Raw genomic sequence first — 17,996 nt, forward strand, 5'->3', positions numbered from 1 at the left:
GGCGCGGCCGGACTCCTTCGGCGGACCGAGGCGTGCGGCCCCGCCCGCCGTGGCCGCGTTCGCCGGAAGGTGTGGGGGAGGGGGGAGTGCCCCGGGTGCGTCGGGTAGGTCCGGCGGCCCCGGGGGAGCGGGCGTCTTCACGGCGGTGCCTGCGCGCAGGGGCGGAGAGCCCGGCTCCCCGGGGGTGCCTCTGTGTCCTTCGTCAAGCGGGGCGTGGGGTTCGGGACAGCAGCCTCGGGGGGGGCGGGTCAGGCCCCCGGAGCCGCCAGGCGCTCCGTGAGGTGGGTGACCACGTCGGCCAGCCCGATCTCGTGCTGCGCGCCGCCCTTGAGGTCCTTGAGGACGACGGCCTTGCGCTGCCACTCGTCGCGCCCGACGATGACCGCGAAGCGGGAGCCGTCGCGGTCGGCGCGCGAGAGTTCCTTGCCCAGCTTGCGCGGCTCCAGCGTGGTCGAGGTGCGGATCCCGGCCTGCCTGAGCCGGCGGGCGACCTCGCGGGAGGCGGGGATCAGGTCGTCGTCGACGGGGATCACGCTGACGTCCACCTCGCTGCGGGCCTCGGGGAGCAGGCCGTGGGTGCCGAGGAAGTCGTGCAGGGTGACGTCGCCCATCCCGAAGCCGATGCCGGGGATGCGCTGGTTGGTGAAGAGGCCGGCCAGGTCGCCGTAGCGGCCGCCGCCGAAGAGCGAGCGGTTGTTGTCCGGCGAGCGGTCGAACACCTCGAAGACGGTGGAGGTGTAGTACTGCAGGCCGCGCACGATGAAGGGGTCGAAGACGAAGAGGTCCCTGGCCTCGCTCTTCATCACCTGCGCCAGTGCGGAGGTCTCGCGGACCTCGTCCGGGAGGGCGGACAGCACCTCGGCCCCGGAGCGCAGCGTGGATTCCAGGAGGTCGAACATCCGGGCGTCGAGGCCGAACTCCGCGGCCTCCTCGCGCAGCTTCTCGTTCGGCACCTTCTCCCAGCGGTCGATGAGGGCCATCGTCTGCTGGTGCGCGCTCTCGGGCACCTTCACCACGTCGCGCAGGATGCTGTTGAGGACGGCGCGGTCGCCCACCCGCAGCAGCCACATGTCGCGGGTCGCGCCGAGCGAGCTCATCACGTCGTGGATGAGTTCGAAGATCTCGATCTCGCAGTTCGGGCTGTCGGACCCGAAGATGTCCACGTTGAGCTGCCAGTGCTCACGGGTGCGGCCGCGCTGCGGCCGCTCGTAGCGGTGGCAGTTGACGTGGCTGTACCAACGCACCGGGAACTGGAGGCTGTTGGCGTTGGCCGCGATCATCCGGGCCACCGAGGGGGTCATCTCCGGGCGCAGCGCGATCCGGCGGCCGCCGCGGTCGGTGAGGGAGTACAGCTGCTGGTTGGCGATCTCCTGGCCGGACTTCGCCTCGTAGATCTCCGCGGACTCCAGGATCGGCCCGTCGTAGCGGCCGTAGCCGTAGCGCTCCACCGTCTCGTACAGATGGCTGAACACCTGCTGTCGGACGGACATCTCGGCAGGGAGGAAATCCCTGGTGCCGCGGTAGGGAGCGGTGGGCAGCAGACGACTCACGGAGGGGCTCCTATGGGGGTCACGCGTAGTGAAGGGCATTGTAACAAGGGGTATTGACGTGGTGTCAGAGTTATGGTGCGGGAGTCCCCGCGGGCGTGCGGGGTCCCACCACGGCCGATCCCACTCTGACGTGCGTCGCACCTGCGGCGATCGCGGCCTCCAGGTCCCCGCTCATGCCGGCCGACATCACCCCGGCGTCCGGGTGGTCGGCGAGCAGCCGCTCCCGGACGTCGTGCAGCCGGGCGAACGCCCGGTCGGCCGGCTCCAGGGGCGGGGCGACGGCCATCACCCCGGCCACGGTGAGCAGGGGCTGTTCGGCGATGAGCGCGGCGAGCCGGGGGACCTCGTCGGGGTGGGCCCCGCCGCGTCCGGGGCCCGCGTCCAGGCTGACCTGGATCAGGCAGCGCAGCTCCCGCTCGGCGCGGCGGGCGGCCTTGCCGAGCGCGGACACCAGGGAGGAACGGTCCACGGAGTGCACCATGTCGGCGTAACGGGCCACCGAGGCGGCCTTGTTGGTCTGGAGCTGGCCGATGAAGTGCCAGGACGGGGCGGGGGAGAGGTCGGCGCAGGCCGCCGCCTTCGCGGACGCCTGCTGGTCCTGGTTCTCGCCCACGTCGCGCACGCCCAGCCCGGCCAGCAGGCGGACGTCCTCGGCGGGCCGGTTCTTGGTGACGGTGATGAGGGTGATCCCCGAGCCGTCGCGTCCGGCCGCCCGGGCGGCGTCCGCGATCCGGGCGCGGACGGCGGCCAGCCGCTGGGCCAGGACGGCCCGCCGGTCTGTCCGGGCGCCGGGTTCCAGGTGTCGGTCGGGGGCGGGGGGCAGGGGTGTCGTCACAGTGGTTCCTCCTCGTTCAGTCCGGCAGGCCGGTCAGGGCCTGTGCCACCCGGTGAGCCTGTTCTTCGGTCAGCGCGGCGAACAGCGGCACCGAGACGGTGCTGTCCACGACGCGTTCGGCGACCGGGTAGTCCCCCGGCTCCAGGCCCAGTTGCCGGTGCAGCAGGTGCCGGGCGGGGATCAGAGGGTCGGCGCGGACGCCCGCGGCGCGCAGGTGGCCGATCCACCGCTGCTGCTGGCCGCGGCCGGCGGCCCGCAGGCAGTAGCGGTAGGGCACCTGGCCGGGAGCCAGGCCGGGCGGGGGTGCGACGTGCGGCGGCAGGGCGGCGGTGTAGCGGGCGGCCAGGGCGCGCCGGTGCGCGGTGATGCGGTCCAGGCGCCGGAACTGACTGAGCGCCAGGGCGGCGGCCGGGTCGGAGAGGCGGTGGTTGAACCGCGGGGTGTAGACCTCGCGGGCCGCCGGGTCCTGGTGGACGCGGACGCGCTCCCAGGCCGCGCGGTCGGCCTGCAGCAGCATCCCGCCCTCGCCCGCGGCGAGCGTCTTGGTGGCGTAGAAGGAGAACACCGCCGCGTCCCCGATGCCCCCGAGGGGGCGCCCCCGCCGGTCCAGGCCGCCCAGGCTCTGGCAGCAGTCCTCCACCAGCAGCGCGGCCAGGGGGCGCAGGGCGTCCAGGTCCGCGGGGTGGCCGTGGGTGTGCACGGCGATGACGGCGTCGAGCCGGCCCGCCGGGTCGAGCCGTGCGGGATCGAGGGTGAGCGTCCGCTCGGTGACGTCCACGACCACCGGCGTGCAGCCGGCGGCCAGCACGGCGTCGAGCAGGGCCGAGCAGCCGTAGGTGGGGACGGCGACGGTGGCGCCGGTGCCGTCCAGCCCGGCGCCGTGCAGCGCCAGCCTCAGCCCCGCGGTGCCCGAGGAGACGGCGCAGGCGTGGCGGGGGCGGAAGCGCTCGGCGAACGCCTCCTCCAGGGCGGCGGTCCGGGGGCCGGAGGCGAGCCATCCCGAGCGCAGCGACTCGGTCACGGCGGCGATGTCGTCCTCGGTGACCAGCGGCCCGTTGTGCGGGACCACGGGCCCGGTCTGCGCTGCGCCGGCCGGGTGCCGGGGCCCGGCCTGCGGCGGGATCGCCTGCGGCGGGATCACCCCAACCCCTCCTTCAGCCTGTCCAGTGCCTGGCGCAGCACGCGCTCGCGCTTGCAGAAGGCGAAGCGGACATGGCGGCGCCCGGCGTCCGGGTCGGTGTAGAAGACCTGGTGGGGGATGGCGGCGACACCGCAGCGCAGGGGCAGCGCGCGGCAGAACTCCAGCCCGTCCCGCTCGCCCAGGGGCGTGATGTCGGCGGTGACGAAGTACGTGCCCCGCGGCGGCCGGACGTCGAAACCGAGGGCGCGCAGCCCGTCGGTCATCAGATCCCGGCGCCGCCGCAGACTGTCCGTGGCGGTGGCGAAGTACTCCCCGGGCAGGCGCAGGGCGTCGGCCACGGCGTGCTGGAAGGGGGTGCCGCCCGCGAAGGAGAGGTGCTGCTTGACCTCGCGGACGGCGGTGACCAGGTCGGCGGGGCCGGTCGCCCAGCCGACCTTCCAGCCCGTGAAGGAGAAGGACTTGCCGGCCGAGGACACGGTGAGGGTCCGCTCGAACATGCCGGGCAGCGCCGCGACGGGCTGGTGGACCCCCTCGAAGACCAGGTGCTCGTAGACCTCGTCGGAGATCACCAGCAGATCGTGGGCGCGGGCCAGCGCGGCCACCTCGTGCAGCTGCTCGGCGGACAGGACCGCGCCGGTCGGGTTGTGGGGCGTGTTGAGCAGCAGGACCCGCGTGCGCCCGGTGATCGCCGCGGCCAGGTCCCGGGTGTCGAAGGTGAAGTCCGGTGCGTGCAGTCGCACCGGCACCAGGGTGGCCCCGGCCAGGGAGGCACAGGCGGAGTAGGAGTCGTAGAAGGGCTCCAGGGCCACGATCTCGTCACCGGGCGAGGTCAGCGCGAGCAGCGCCGCGGCCAGGGCCTCGGAGGCGCCGGTGGTGACGACGACCTCCCGGCCGGGATCGATGTCCAGTCCGTAGAAGCGCCGTTGGTGGTCGGCGACGGCGCGGCGCAGGCCGGGCAGGCCGGGGACCGGCGGGTACTGGTGGTGGCCGGCGCGCAGGGCCCGCACGGCGGATTCGACGACGGCGTCGGGACCCGCGGTGTCGGGGAAGCCCTGGCCGAGGTTGACGGCGTCGTGCTCCGCGGCCAGGGCCGACATCTCGGCGAAGACGTTGTGCCCGTGGGCGGCGAGGCGGCCGCGCCGCGGACCGCCGGGCGGCCGGTGCCGCGGGCCGGTCACGGCCGGCCGCCGCTGCCGGCCGCCGCGGACGCCGGCCGGTGGATCTCCAGCAGCGCGAAACGGTGCAGCATCTGGCTGCCGTTGAGGAACACCAGCGCCGGGTCCGCTCCGGCGCCGGCCTCGGGGTCGGGCACGGTGTGCGAGCGCAGCGGGTCCCCGGGCCGTCGTGCGCGGGCCGCGGCGGGCAGGTAGCGGTGCAAGACGTGCCGCAGTCCGGCCTCCTCCAGCAGCCGGCCGACCGTCCGCACGGAGAACTGGTTCCAGCCGGGCAGCCACTCGGGGTCACCGTCCGGGTGGCGCAGCCGGACGACGACGTCCACCGGCTCGGGGTTGAACAGGCCGAAGACGTAGGCGCGTCCGCCGGGCGCGGTCAGGCGCGTCAGCGCGTCGATCCACTGCCGGGGGTCGTCGAAGTGGCTGTGCAGGGCCACCATGAAGACGGTGGTGAACGGTCCGGCGGGCAGGGTGTCGGGCCGCAGTACGTCGCCGGTCACGAAGCGGGCGCCGGGTACCCGCAGCCGGGCCTGCTCGACCAGGGCGGGCTGGATGTCCACACAGGTCAGGTCGGTTCCGGGGTGACGTTCGAGGAGGTAGTGGGCGAAGGCTCCGGCCGCGCAGCCCACTTCGCACACCGCTGTGCCGGGGTTGTCCTCCAGCCAGGACGCGGCGTGGTCGACGACGAAGGGGAAGTAGTGCGGGTGGTCCTTGTCCACGGGGCGCTCGGCGTAGCGCAGGTCCAGGTTGCGCGGGCCGCCGGCGGGCCCGGGCAGGTCCGTGTGCCGCGCGGGTCGGGGTGTGGTGGTCATCGGCCGTTCCCGGTGGTCGTGGGCTTACGGGTGAGCGCGGCCAGCCGGGCGAATCCCTCGACGGGCAGGCTGCGGAAGGGCAGTTGGTCGCCGCAGGGCAGGGCGTTGCGGCGCAGGAAGTCCCGCAGGTCGTGGCCGATCTCGTCGAGGCCGCCGGTCAGCCGCCCGGAGCGCAGTTCGAACAGGGCACGGCTGCGGCCGGTCCAGGGGCGCAGGTCGGGACGGTCCTCCACGGCGAGCAGATGGAAGCCCCGCCGGTCGGCCGCGTGGGCGTTGACCGTGTCGAGACAGGTGTCCTCGGTGACCAGCAGCACACGGTGGCCGTCAGCGACGTCGATCCCGCCGTCGGCGGTGCGCTCGGCGGTCAGGCCCTTCCACTGGAGCTCGGCGATCCAGTCGTCGAGCAGCGCGTCGACGCACCGGTGGGCGTCGGCGCCCTGCGGGGGCCGGGGATCCAGGGTGCGCTTGACGGCGGCGGGCACACCGCCCGCCAGCACCCCGGCGGGCAGGCTGCGGCTGACCACGCTGCCGGAGGCGACGATGGTGTCGGCGCCGATGGTCACCCCGGGGAGCACCGTGGCGTGGTAGGCGAGCCACACGTTCCGCTCGATGCGCACGGGCGCGAAGGTCGCGGGGTAGCCGTCCAGGAGCCGGTGACCGAAGTGGAATCCGTGGGTCCACACGGTGAGGTGCGAGCCGGAACCGACCTGGTCGCCCAGGATGATGGGGTGGTTGGCGTTGAGGATGCTGTGCGGCCCGATCGCCACCCGGGAGCCGAGGACGACGTGCGAGGTGGAGGCGGTGGTGCCGCCGTAGCCGACACTGGTGCCCTGGCCGAGGTAGAGCAGCCGGTCGGCCTGGAAGGACCGGCAGGTGATGCGGGTCCCGGACTCGATGCGCCCGCCGCCCTCGATCTCGAAGGCGTCGGCGACCAGCACGGTGACCGAGTCCTGCAACTCGCCGGCGTCCCCCAGGAAGAGGGTCCCGGCGCGCAGGTCGCAGTTCTCCCCGATGGTGACGCCGTCGCCCAGTGTGAGCGTGTCCGCGGCCAGGACCGTGCCGGCGCCGATGGTCACGTCACGGCCGATGAGGACATTGGCGCCGAGCCAGGCGCGCACGCCCGGCCCCAGCGTCACTCCGGCCTCGATCAGCCGGCGCCGGCCGGCCGATCCGTCGTCGGGGCTCTGGTCGATGGTCACGTCGAACCCTTGCGGCCCTTCGCCAGCGCGGCGCCCAGGCTGGCGACGAAGGCGGCGAACTCGCGCGCGGCCGGCCCGCCGTCGCGCTCCAGCGCCTCGGCCAGCCCCGGGCAGCGGTCGGTGAACACCGGTGCCTTGACACCCGTCAGACTGGCGCCGGTCACCACGGTCTTCACCCAGGTGGACTGGTACATCCCGGCACCGTCGAGCCGGGCACCGGACAGGTCGGACTGGCTGAACCGGCTGTAGGCGCAGTTCGCGCCGACCAGGCCGGCCTCGCGCAGGTCCGCGGCGACATAGGCCTGCACGAGGGTGGCACCGTCCAGGACGGCGCGGCGCAGGCTCATGCCGCGCGGCGGATCACCCGTGATCATCGCCCGGTAGAGGTTGGCATGGCGCAGGTTGGCCCCGGCGAGGCTGGAGTCGCGCACGGTGAGGCAGCGGCCCAGGAAGGTGCTCATCTCGGCGTCGGACAGGTCGCTCTCCACGATGTGGAGGTTCTCGCCGCGGGCGGCGGTCAGGACCGCCCCGCGCAGGCTGCTCTCCACGATGCTGCCGTTGTTCAGCGACGCCCCGCCGAGGCGGACCTGCGGCAGGGTGCAGCGCACCCAGCGGGCCCCGGTGAGCTGGGCGCCGCTGAGGTCGGCGGCGGTGACGGCGAGGTCGGTGAAGTCGCCGTCGGGTGCCGTGAGCCCGGCCGCGCTCCAGCCGTGCGCCTGGATGCCGGTGAGCCGGAGCTGGGGCACTCCCGCGTCGGCGAGCACCAGGCCGTCGGCGGCCGTGAGCCGCTGCAGGGCCAGACCGTGGCCGGCCACCGAACGCAGCGAGGCCTCGCGCAGGCTGGACTTGGTGATCGAGAGCTGGTCGACGCAGGAGCCGTCCAGCGCGGCGGAGTCCAGCAGGCACTCGCTGATCAGCGCGCCCTGGAGGTTCATGTTGCGCATCGAGGCGTCGGACAGGTCGCACTGGTAGAACGAGGAGCCGGACAGGTGCCCGTCGTCCAGGTGGGTGCCGCGCATGCTGCACCCGTGGAAGAGGGTGCCGGTGGCGTCCCGCAGCCCGGTCAGGTCGGCGCCGTCGAACACGCAGGTCTGCGCGGCGAGGGCGTGGACGTAGGCGGAGCGCAGGCTGGCCCCGGCGAGGTTGGTGCGCTCCATACCGGGACACACCATGGTGACCTCGGAGAGGTCCGCCTCCTGCAGGCGGGTGCTGTGCAGCAGAGCCCGGTTGAGGGTGGCACGGCGCAGATCGGCCCCGCGCAGGTCGAGACCGCTCAGGTCGGCCTCGGTGAGGTCCATGCCGCGGCCGGTGCGGTCGATCAGGCGCTGGGTGGCCTCGGAGACGTGTTTGAGGAGCGCGGGGCGCAGGTCGTCGTCGGCGGCGGCCAGACGCCGCAGCAGTTCCAGCGAAGGGGTGTCGGGCATCGGGGTTCCTCAGGGTTGGGCGGGACAGGGAGGTCCGGTGGGCGCGAGGCGGGCGGGACCGTCCGGCGCGCGCGGGGGAGGGCCGTCCTCCTCCGGGGGGCCCGGCCGGCGGCGGCCGATCACCGACCGGATCCACCGGCCGATCTCCCCGGGCCCCGGGTCACCGGCTGCCAGGGGCCGGTGCTCCAGGACGACGGCGGGGGCGCCGGTGAGGGCGAGCAGCGCGGGCAGCACCTCGGCGATCGGCAGGTAGCCCTCGGCGGCCGACTGCCCGGCGTGGGCGGGTTCGTGGCCGTGCTCGGGATACCGCGCGACGGTGGTGTTGTACAGGTGCATGCTGCGCACCGCGGCGCCCAGGGCCCTGGCGTAGGCGAGCGGACCCTGCCGGGGGCCGAGCAGGTGGGCGTGGCCGAGGTCCAGGCAGAGCCCCAGCTCCGGGCGGCCGGCGAGGGCGTCGCGGTAGTCCGCCGCCGTGTGCAGCAGCGGGTGCGCGGAGAGGTTCTCCACCAGGACGAGGACCCCGTGCTCGCGGGCCAGCCCGCAGACGGCGTCCAGGAAGTCACGGCACCAGCTGTCGAACCCCGCGGCCGGGTAGGGCGGATAGGGGCTCGGGAAGTGCACCACCACGTGGAGCGCGCCGAGGTCGGCCGCGCAGCGGACCGTGGCCCCGGTCATGCGCAGCGCCGCCGCCGCCTCGTCCGGGTCCGGACCGGTCGGGGCGAACCGGCGCAGCGGGCGCGGCTCGTCGTAGGGGACGGGCGTGTGCAGCGCGGGCCGGATGCCGTGGCGGTCGCAGAACCGGCCGATCGCGCCGAGCATCGACCGGGGGTAGTTGTAGAACTCGACGACATCGGGCTCGTACGCGAGCAGCCCCGCCAGATCGGTACGGTCGGCCAGCACCCCGGTGGAGACGCCCAGCAGGGTCATGCCGCACCCCGCGGGGCGGCATCGGGGGCCGGGGTCGCCGCGGCGGCACATGCCGCGGCGATGCGCGCGGCCGCGGCCCGGTCGGTCTTGCCGGTGCGCCCCAGCGGCGGTTCGTCGATGAGGTGCACCCGCTCGGGCACCTTGTGGGCCTCCAGCCGGCGCAGCCCGTGGGCCCGCAGCTCCTCCTCGGTGGGCGTGCGGCCCGCGCGGGGCACGAACAGCAGGTGCAGCCGTTCGCCCAGCAGGGCGTCGGGGACTCCGACGGCCACGCCGGCGGCGCAGTCGGGGTGGTCGGCGTAGGCCTCCTCCACCTCCAGCGGGGAGATCTTGGCGCCGCCGCGCACGATGAGCTGCTTGGCGCGGCCGACGAGTTCCACCAGGCCGTCCTGGGGCCGGTGCCGGGCGAGGTCGCCGGTGCGCAGCCAGGGCCCGGCCATGGTGGCGGCGGTGGCGGCCACATCGTCGAGGTACCCGGTCATCAGATGGTCCGTGCGGAGCCAGAGTTCACCGGCCACGCCGGTGCCCGCTGCCGTCACGCCCGCACCGTTGTCCGGGCCGGCGGCGCTCGCGGCGTCCGGGCCGGTGCCGGCGGCGCCGCCCGGCGGCACGATGCGGTACTCCACGCCGGGGGAGGGGCGCCCGATGGTGCCGGCCTCGTCGTCGTAGCGGTCGGGCGTGAGGATGAAGTCGGAGGTGGCGCTCTCGCTCAGCCCGAAGACGTCGGCGATCCCGGCGTGCGGCAGCAGCGCCCTGATCCCGCGGCCCAGTCCGGCGGGCAGGGGTTCGCCGCCGCAGATCCACGTGCCGGGGGAGCCCACCTCGGCAAGCCGCCGCAGCAGGGCGGCCGCGTCCGGGGACCCGTCCAGTTCGCGGCGGATCAGCCGCAGCATGCTGGGCACGACGGCGGTCCGCTCGACGGGCCGTTCGGCGAGGCGCTCCAGTACCTCGCGGGCCCGGAAGCGCGGGGTGAGCAGCAGGGTCCCGCCGGTGGCCAGGGTGAGCAGGGAGGTCCACTGCCCGAAACTGAAGTTGAGGTGCAGCAGGTGCAGGGCGCTGTGCCCCTCCTCGAACGGCAGTGTCGAGGAGATCGCCCGGAGCTTGGTGTGCAGGACGCGGTGGGAGAGCACCACGCCCTTGGGGCGGCCGGTCGAGCCGGAGGTGAAGACCACCAGCGCCTGGTCGGCGTCCAGTTCGGCCGGCACCCGCGGCAGGGCGCCGCCGCGGGGACCGGGACCGGCCCCTGCGTCGGGAACGATCCCGCCGATCCAGGGATGGCCGGCCGGGCCGGTGGCGTCCTCCCACGCCGCGGGGCGGTGCCGCGGATCGCCGAGCAGCAGGCGGGCGCCGACCCGTTCGGCGGTGGAACGCAGCACCAGGGCGGGGGAGTCGCGGTGCACCGGGACCACGACCGCCCCGGCGGCCCAGGCGCCGAGTTCGCACACCAGGTCGCCGCACCGGTTGTCCACGGCGACGAGCACGGGCTCCCCGCGCCGGTGTCCGGCCCGCGTGAGCGCGGCGGCGATGCCGCGGCCGCGCTCACCGAGGGTGCGGTAGTCCAGGACGTCCTCGCCGTCGTCCAGGGCGACGCGGTCCGCGAAGCGGGCGCAGGCGCGCCCGAGGAGCGCGTCGAGCCGCCGGGGGGCGGTGTCCGCGAGCGCGGTGGCGGCGGGGGCCCTCATGCCGGAACCTTCCGGGCGGCCGCGGTCCGGTGCCCGGGCCCGTCCTCGGCGGGATAGACGAAGTCGTCGTCCAGCGCGCGGACGACGGTGCGCAGGCCGGTGTCCCACAGCGACGCCGCGTAGCCCTCGCACTCCGCGAGCGTGCCGGCGGCCAGCGGGAACTCGGCGTGGTGCAGGGAGGTGAAGATCACCTCGAAGGCCTGCGGGAAGTCCATGCCGGGCAGGGCGGCCATCACGGCGGCGACCAGGTTGTCGAAGGAGAGCTGGTTGGGCGAGCGGGTGACGCACACGGCGTGGTCGCGCGGCCCGTCCGCGGGGTGCGGCGCCTCGTACAGACGGGGGTAGGTGGGGCGCCAGACGCAGGAGGCCGGGTCGCGCCACAACGGCTCGACGACCGTGCTCAGGGCCTCGGGATCGCGCCACCGCGGGGGCAGCAGGATCCCGGGCGGGTAGGCCTGCGGGACGTCCTGGTAGTGCCCGAAGTCGGTGTCGCCCAGCAGGGCTTGGCAGTCCGCGCAGTCCTGCCCGAAGACGGAGAGCTGGAGCGCGAACTCCTCCCAGTGGTCCGGTGTGTGGACCACGTTGGCCCACACACCGAGGCGGTAGGCGGCGCGTGCCTTGCGCTTGACGGCGGCGGCCGTCTCCATGGTGTCGTCGCCGCCGCGGACGACGATCACCTCCATGGGCCGGTGCGCGTACCAGAGGTCGAGGGTGAGGTGCTCCAGCGGGTTCTCGCTGCGTCGCATGTCGGCGAAGGCCCGGCGGATGTCGTCCTCGTCCAGCAGGATCCGGTGGTGGCACAGGACGGTCAGCCCGGCGTCGCGCACCGTGTCGAGGATGAAGGGCTGGAGGCGCCGCGAGACCCCGTCCGGCTTGATCAGGAGCAGGGAGTGCTGACTCTCCGACATGCTTCCCAACGGATTCCCCTTTACGTTCGCATGCTTGGCACCGCGAGATTGACATGGCATGCCATGGTTAGTCAATAAACGCAGTCAAGTTCCCTGTACGGCGGGTGGATGCGTCCCTGTGTGCGGCGCCCGATGGGTCAACGCTGCTGTATCGCAGCTCTGTTGGGGTGTCGGCGCCCGCCCGTGCCGTTGCCTGTGTGACCGCTCCCGAGATTATTGACAGAGCTACTTGACTCAATGGTCTCGGTCATGGTCATATCGCTTCGTCGGCAAGGGAACGAATGCCTTGCGGATTACTCACACAATGAAGGAGTCATCATGACCCGTAACCACGCTGTCGGCCTGCGCCCCCGTCTCGACAAGATCAAGGTCCGCGCCGGCAAGTAAGCAGGACCAGCGCCGGGCTGCCGACCCAGTTCGGGCGGCAGCCCGGCCGCCGCGTTCCCGGCCGTGTCCGCGGGCCCGGTCCCCGGCGGTGCTCCCGGCGGCCTCCCGGACGGGACCGCCCGCAGCCCCACCCCGCCCGCACCGCGCAGCGACGGAGACCTCCCCTCGTGACCGAACAGCTCCTGATGCAGAACGTCCCCGTACTGGTGGACCACACCCCCGGCAGCCGCACCACCACCGTGTGCGTGGCCCTCGGATCGGGTGCCCGGCACGACCCCGAGGGGGTCGCCGGTGCCACACACATGCTCGAACACCTCGTCATGTCGGTCCCGTTGGACGGCGGCCCCTCGCTGAGCGAGCGCATCGAGCGGCTCGGCGGCAACTCCAACGCCCTCACCAGCCCCGAACTCCTGGTGATCTACGCCCAGGTGCTCAACGAGGACGCGCCACAGGTCATCGACTGGATCGGCGCGGCCCTGCTCCGCCCCGAACTCACCGCCGCCCACCTGGACAGGGAGCGCCAGGTCGTCCTCCAGGAACTGGGCGCCGCGGCCTCCGACCCCGCCGACGCGGTCCAGGAGGCCTTCCTGGCCCGGCTGTTCGCCGGCCACCCGCTCGGCTCCCCGGTCGGCGGTGACCCCGAGAGCATCGCCCGCATCACGGTGGACGCCATGCGCGACGCCCACCGCCAGGCCCTGTCCGGCGCGCCCGTCGCGGTGAGCGCCGTCGGCGGACTGCCCGTCGAGGAACTGCTCGCCGCCCTCGACAAGGCGGACCTCGGCACCCTCCCGGCCGCGCCGCCCCTCGGCGCCCGCCCCCTCCAGGACCCGCCGCCCGTCCGCACCACCACCCCGGAGCGCTGGCCCGAGGAGTTCTGCTGGCTGCAGGCGGGCAGCCGGGCGCCACGCCTCGGCGATCCGCGCCGGCACGCCTACACCGTGCTCGGCCATCTGATGGGAGCCAGCCCCGCCTCCCTGCTCTACGCGCGCATCCGCAACGACGAGGCGCTCGCCTACTCCTTCCAGTCCTGGTCCCGCAGCTACAGCGACACCGGCGCCTGGCGGATGCTGGCCGGCGTCGACCCCGCCAACGGCCCCCGGCTCCTGGACTCCTTCCGCACGCTGCTCGCCGAGATCGCCTCCGACGGGCCGGGCGAGGAGGCCTTCTCGGCAGCCGTCCGGCAGGCCGTGGTGGAGGTCGTGCTGCGCGCCGAGTCCCAGCAGGAGGCCGCCGTCGCGCTGGCCACCGACCGGGTGCTGGCCGCCGAAGTCACCCTGCCCGAGCAGGAGATCGAGGCCCTCGCACGGGTCACCGAGGACGAGGTCGCCGCCGCGGCGGCCGCGGTGGCGCGCGAACTGGTCGCCGTGGTCCGGCCCGAGGCGGACCGAGCCCCGTGACCGCCGACCCCGCCGCCCCGGCGCCCACCGCGGCCCTGACCGCCTGTGACGACTACCTGGCCGCCGCCGACGAGGCGGGCCTGCTCCACCGCATCGACGGCCTGGTCTACGTGGCCGGCGCCTACCACGAGCCGCTCACCGGAATCGACCAGTGCCTGGTGGAGCACGCCGACCCGCGCCTGCTCCACGCGGCGCCGGCCTTCCTCGAAGCCCTCTTCGCCCGCTTCCCGCAGTGCACCGAGGCGGTCGTCCGGGTGCCCGGCGCCGACGACCCGCACCCCGCACTCACCCCCCATCTCAGCTACCTGTCCCTGCCCTTCGACGCCGCACCCGCCCCGCGGGACACGCGTTCCCCCGGGCCGAGGATCGCCCCGGACGAGACCCGCGAGCACGACCGCGCCGTCCACGACTGGCTGCGCCGGGCCATGGTCACCGGTGCCGCGGGCCGCGGCCTGACCACCCGGCCGCAGGAGGTGCGGGCCGCCGTGGAGGCTTTGCTGGACTCTCCCGGCCGGCGCACCTTCGTCGTGTACGCCGACGGCGGCGACCACCCCGTCGGCCACGCCACGCTCTGCGTCGACGCCCACGACGACCCCAGCGGCACGGACTTCGTGGACCTCGTCGACATCCTGATCGACGACCCCGTCCTGCGCCCCGGCGCGATCACGGCCCTGGTGCGGGCCTCCGCCCTCCTGGCGCAGGACCTCGGGCTGCCCCTGCTGGGCAACGTCTGCCACGGCCTCGACGAAGCGGGCCGCAGCGGAGCCGTCGCCGCGGCCCTGGAGGCCCGCGGCTGGCGCCGCACCCACCAGTACCGCCACGCGTCCCGCCCGAGCGCGAAGGACGCGGCCGCACCCCAGGACCAGGAAGAGACCCAGTGAACCCACCGACTCGTTCCGCCTTCCCCCTCAGCCTCGACCTGCTGTACGAGCTGCTGGACGTCGACCGCGACCTCGCCCCCCGCCACCTGCTGCGGCGGGCACGGCAGGAGGGCGCCGTCGTCTCGACCCTGGTGCTCTCCCTGGCCGAACGCGAGGGGGTGGCCCTGGGCGAGGGATCCCGGGCCGAACTGGCCCGGATGACCCGCAGGTGCGAGCTCTACCGGGAACTGGACGCGGCGGTCCGCGCGGTACCCGGGGCACGCACCGTCAAGGGCCCCTCCCTGAACCGCTACTACCCGCAGGGCCTGCTGCGCTCGGTCGGCGACCTCGACGTCGTCGTCCCCGACGAGGCGACGCTGTGGCGGGTGCTGGCCGAGGTGCTCGACCGCCAGGAGGCGGTCGAGGTCCTGATGACGCAGCTGGACGCGGACGGCCGGCGGGACCTGCTGGTCTCGGTGTGGTGGCTCGGCGAGGACCCGATGCTCGACCTCGACCGCGGGGTGGAGGTCACCACCTTCGCCTACGGCGGACTGCCCGAACAGGGCGTCCCGCTGCGGCCCGAACTGCCCGCCGAGCAGGTGCACGCCGATGTGCTGGCGGTCGCGGAGGAGCGCTTCCAGCGCGACTTCACCCTGAAGGACGTACTGGACCTCGTCTGCGTCCTCACCTCGCCCGCGGCCCCCGACCCCGCCACGCTGGCCCGGGTCGCCGCCGACCACGCGCTGGCGCCCGAGCTGGAGGAGCTCTGCCTCAAGGCCACCGGCCACCCGGCGCTGGCACCCGTCGTCCCGGCACGGCTGCTGGACGGCCTGCGCGAGAGCGCCCGCCTCGAACGCGCCCGCCGGGCCGCCGCCGGACCCCTCGCCGGCGCACCGCGCCTGTACGGCTTCCAGCTCACCGAACCGCTGCGCCGCGGAACCGGGGACACGATGGAGGACCACGACCTCGACGGGGTGCTGCTGCGCCGCACCCCGGTGGCCGACCTCCTGCTGGTCACCGGTGAACTCGTCGACCCCGCCGACCACGAGGCCGCACAGGCCGCGCTGTCCGCGCTCGCCCCGTGGCCCGAACGCCCCGCCCCGCGCACGGCCGCGGCCCCCGCGGGAAGCGGGAGCTGAGCCGTGGCGATCGTCGACGTACAAGACCTCGGCCGGGTGTTCACCCCCCGCCGCGGCGCCGAGGTCACCGCGCTGGAAGGGGTGACCTTCAGCATCGGGGAGGGGGAGGTGCTCGGTCTGCTCGGCCCGAACGGCGCCGGCAAGACCACCCTCTCCCGCATCCTGACCACACTGCTGCTGCCCACCTCCGGAACCGCCCGGATCGGCGGCCACGACGTCGTGCGCCGGCCCAAGGAGGTCCGCCGGCTGATCGGCCTGGTCCTGGGCGGCGACCGGGGCCTGTACGGCCGCCTGACGGCACGTCAGAACCTGTTGTACTGGGGCGCCCTGCAGGGCCTCGGCGGCAAGCAGGCCCGGCAGCGGACCGACGAGATGCTGGAGCGCTTCGGGCTCGGTGCCCGCGCCGACGACCGCGTCGAGCTCTTCTCGCGCGGCATGGTCCAGCGCGTCCACCTCGCCCGGGCCCTGCTGAGCAGCCCCCCGCTGCTGATCATGGACGAGCCGACCAACGGCATGGACCCGCACGCCGGGGCCGGCTTCCGCCAGCTCGTGCACGAACTGAAGGACGCGGGCTGCACGGTCGTCCTGACCACGCACGACATGCACGAGGCCCAGGACGTCTGCACCCGCATCGCCCTCATCGACCACGGCCGCATCCTGCACATCGGCGCCGCCGGCGAGCTGCTCGCCCGGATCGGCGCACCGCGCACGATCCGGGCCGAGGGCGTCCGTGCCGAGGTCGCCGCCCGGATCGCGGAACTGCCCGGCAGCACCGAGGTCACCGAGCAGGGCTCCCTCACCGCCCGGCTCGACGGCCCGCAGGCCCAGTCCGCGGCGCTGGCCCTCCTGCTGGAGGCCGGGGCCACCGAGATCGCGGTGGCCCCGCCGGGACTCACCGAGCTGTACCGCACGGTCATCACCGACCGGGAGTTCGCGGTCTGATGCTCCACTTCGTACGCGCCCAGGCGCAGATGCTGATCCGTTCACCCCAGCTCTTCGCCACCCTGGTGGTGATCCCGTGCTACTCGCTGGTCTTCTTCCACTTCCTGAAGGGGCACCACCAGGGCGGGCTGGCCACCACCACGGCCCTGACCGCCTTCCTGATGGGAGCCTGGTCCCACGCGGTGTTCGTGGCCTCGCAGGCGGTGGACGACGACCGGGCCCAGGGCACCCTGAGCCTCTCCCTGCTGACGCCCTCCCGCTACCTGCTCGCGCTGGCCCTGCGGACCCTGCTGACCACCTCGCTCGCACTGCCCGTGCTCGGGGAGATGTTCCTCGTCGGCCGCTGGGTCTTCGGACTGCCGATCCGGGTGGACCGGCCGGGGCTCACCCTGCTGGTCGCGGCGCTGGTGACGACCGGGGTGGCGGCCACGGCGCTGCTGATGAGCGGCCTGATGATCCTGGTCCGCGCCGCCCGCAGCCTGCAGAACGCCCTGACCTACCCCTTCTACCTGCTGGGCGGGCTGATCCTGCCGGTCGCGACGCTCCCCGAGCCGCTGCGCTGGATCGCCCGCGGCTTCTTCCTCTCCTGGGGAGCGCAGCTGCTGCGCGACGCCGCCGCCGGCCCGGTGAGCGACCTCGGCGCCCGGCTGGCCGTGCTGTGCGCCCTGGTCGCCCTCCAGGCCGCCGCCGGGCTGTGGGCCGTACGCCGGGTGCTGTCCTTCGTACGCAGTGGACGGGTGGTTCTCCATGACTGACCTCGCTCTCGGAACCGGCCCCGCTCCCGGCGGCCCCGCCCCGGATCCGGTCCCCGCCCGGCGTCCGGCACCGGCCGCGCGGCTGCGCGCCGCCGCACGCCAGGTCGCCTACGGCGCGCTGGCGAGCTACCAGGACTACCGCGCGATGTTCACCCTGCGGACCTGGCTCTTCGGCTGGACCGTGCGCCTGATCTGCCAGGTGCTGTTCTTCGCCGGCCTGGGCCGGCTGGTGGGCTCGCCCTCCGCCGAGGCCTACCTCGCGTTCGGCAACGCCGCGGTCCTCGGACCGCTGGGCGCGCTGGGCGTGGTCTCCTCCACCGTCGGCGAACGGGTCTCCGGCACCCTGCAGTTCCTGTTGCTCAGCCGGGGCAGCACCTTCCTGGTGCTGGCCTCGCGGGGCCTGCACTGGATGGCGGACGGCCTGCTGACATCGACCATCGCGCTGTGCGTGGTCTCCCCGCTGCTGGGGGTGCCGCTGCACTGGGCGGCGCTGCCGGTGATCCTCGCCGTGCTCTGCCTCAGCACCGTGTCCTGCTACTGCCTGGCCCTGTGCATGACCAGCGTCAGCGTCCGCAGGCCCGGCTCCCGGATGTATCTGACCGCCGGCACCACCATCGTGCTGATGCTGCTCGCCGGGGTCACCACGGCGGTGCCCGGGTCCGGGGCCGCCGGCCTGCTGGCCCGGGTCCTGCCGCTCACCCACGGCCTGTCGGCCGCCCGGACGCTGGCCGCGGGCGGCCCGCTCGACCTGGGCGCGGTGGCCGGCGAGGCCGCCGTCGCCGCGGGCTGGGGCCTGCTGGCCTGGCTGCTGCTGACCAGGGCGCTGCGGCACACCGTCCGCACCGGATCACTGTCGCTGCGCTGAGCGC

General features: G+C 74.4%; 16 protein-coding genes. 6 read left to right on the forward strand and 10 right to left on the reverse strand.

Annotated elements, in window-relative coordinates; genetic code table 11:
* Positions 1-248: 248 nt before the first annotated feature.
* From hisS to ACZ7FF_RS31780, 10 genes are all read right to left on the reverse strand, one after another.
* Positions 249-1,550: a histidine--tRNA ligase gene (gene hisS, locus ACZ7FF_RS31735; RefSeq protein WP_470816500.1), complete on the reverse strand. Its 1,302-nt coding sequence runs from the start codon at positions 1,548-1,550 to the stop codon at positions 249-251.
* 70 nt (positions 1,551-1,620) lie between these two features.
* Positions 1,621-2,385: a YggS family pyridoxal phosphate-dependent enzyme gene (locus ACZ7FF_RS31740; RefSeq protein ID WP_470816502.1), complete on the reverse strand. Its 765-nt coding sequence runs from the start codon at positions 2,383-2,385 to the stop codon at positions 1,621-1,623.
* A 16-nt stretch (positions 2,386-2,401) separates the two neighbouring features.
* Positions 2,402-3,526: a DegT/DnrJ/EryC1/StrS family aminotransferase gene (locus ACZ7FF_RS31745; protein WP_470816503.1), complete on the reverse strand. Its 1,125-nt coding sequence runs from the start codon at positions 3,524-3,526 to the stop codon at positions 2,402-2,404.
* Positions 3,523-4,704, reverse strand: a complete 1,182-nt coding sequence (locus ACZ7FF_RS31750) for a pyridoxal phosphate-dependent aminotransferase (protein ID WP_470816504.1) — start codon at positions 4,702-4,704, stop codon at positions 3,523-3,525. Before ACZ7FF_RS31750 ends, ACZ7FF_RS31745 begins: the two co-directional genes overlap by 4 nt.
* On the reverse strand, positions 4,701-5,510 hold the full coding sequence (locus ACZ7FF_RS31755) for a class I SAM-dependent methyltransferase (protein WP_470816506.1): 810 nt from the start codon (positions 5,508-5,510) through the stop codon (positions 4,701-4,703). Before ACZ7FF_RS31755 ends, ACZ7FF_RS31750 begins: the two co-directional genes overlap by 4 nt.
* The gene (locus tag ACZ7FF_RS31760) at positions 5,507-6,709 is read right to left on the reverse strand and encodes a DapH/DapD/GlmU-related protein (RefSeq protein ID WP_470816507.1); all 1,203 of its coding nucleotides are present in this window, start codon (positions 6,707-6,709) and stop codon (positions 5,507-5,509) included. The genes ACZ7FF_RS31755 and ACZ7FF_RS31760 overlap by 4 nt, the downstream gene beginning before the upstream one ends.
* Entirely contained in the window at positions 6,706-8,133 is a 1,428-nt protein-coding gene (locus ACZ7FF_RS31765) for a pentapeptide repeat-containing protein (RefSeq protein ID WP_470816509.1), read from the reverse strand. The genes ACZ7FF_RS31760 and ACZ7FF_RS31765 overlap by 4 nt, the downstream gene beginning before the upstream one ends.
* A 9-nt stretch (positions 8,134-8,142) precedes the next feature.
* The gene (locus ACZ7FF_RS31770; protein ID WP_470816510.1) at positions 8,143-9,060 is read right to left on the reverse strand and encodes a sugar phosphate isomerase/epimerase family protein; all 918 of its coding nucleotides are present in this window, start codon (positions 9,058-9,060) and stop codon (positions 8,143-8,145) included.
* A complete protein-coding gene (locus ACZ7FF_RS31775; RefSeq protein WP_470816512.1) occupies positions 9,057-10,739 on the reverse strand; it encodes a class I adenylate-forming enzyme family protein in 1,683 nt (560 codons plus the stop codon). Before ACZ7FF_RS31775 ends, ACZ7FF_RS31770 begins: the two co-directional genes overlap by 4 nt.
* The gene (locus tag ACZ7FF_RS31780; protein WP_470816514.1) at positions 10,736-11,647 is read right to left on the reverse strand and encodes a nucleoside-diphosphate kinase; all 912 of its coding nucleotides are present in this window, start codon (positions 11,645-11,647) and stop codon (positions 10,736-10,738) included. Before ACZ7FF_RS31780 ends, ACZ7FF_RS31775 begins: the two co-directional genes overlap by 4 nt.
* A 554-nt stretch (positions 11,648-12,201) precedes the next feature.
* Between ACZ7FF_RS31780 and ACZ7FF_RS31785 the strand changes: the two genes are divergently transcribed.
* From ACZ7FF_RS31785 to ACZ7FF_RS31810, 6 genes are read left to right on the forward strand one after another with little or no spacing between them, the layout of a single operon-like run.
* Complete coding sequence (locus ACZ7FF_RS31785; RefSeq protein ID WP_470816515.1) at positions 12,202-13,431, forward strand: M16 family metallopeptidase; 1,230 nt, start codon at positions 12,202-12,204, stop codon at positions 13,429-13,431.
* Positions 13,428-14,312, forward strand: a complete 885-nt coding sequence (locus tag ACZ7FF_RS31790; RefSeq protein WP_470816516.1) for a hypothetical protein — start codon at positions 13,428-13,430, stop codon at positions 14,310-14,312. The genes ACZ7FF_RS31785 and ACZ7FF_RS31790 overlap by 4 nt, the downstream gene beginning before the upstream one ends.
* Positions 14,309-15,430, forward strand: coding sequence for a hypothetical protein (locus ACZ7FF_RS31795; RefSeq protein WP_470816519.1), 1,122 nt, complete (start codon positions 14,309-14,311; stop codon positions 15,428-15,430). Before ACZ7FF_RS31790 ends, ACZ7FF_RS31795 begins: the two co-directional genes overlap by 4 nt.
* A gap of 3 nt (positions 15,431-15,433) precedes the next feature.
* Positions 15,434-16,372 (forward strand): ABC transporter ATP-binding protein, encoded by a 939-nt coding sequence (locus tag ACZ7FF_RS31800; RefSeq protein WP_470816521.1) that lies wholly within the window; start codon positions 15,434-15,436, stop codon positions 16,370-16,372.
* Positions 16,372-17,127: an ABC transporter permease gene (locus ACZ7FF_RS31805; protein ID WP_470816522.1), complete on the forward strand. Its 756-nt coding sequence runs from the start codon at positions 16,372-16,374 to the stop codon at positions 17,125-17,127. Before ACZ7FF_RS31800 ends, ACZ7FF_RS31805 begins: the two co-directional genes overlap by 1 nt.
* Positions 17,120-17,992, forward strand: coding sequence for a hypothetical protein (locus ACZ7FF_RS31810; RefSeq protein ID WP_470816523.1), 873 nt, complete (start codon positions 17,120-17,122; stop codon positions 17,990-17,992). Before ACZ7FF_RS31805 ends, ACZ7FF_RS31810 begins: the two co-directional genes overlap by 8 nt.
* Positions 17,993-17,996 lie beyond the last annotated feature (4 nt).

Source organism: Streptomyces sp. NPDC037126, from assembly GCF_055605965.1.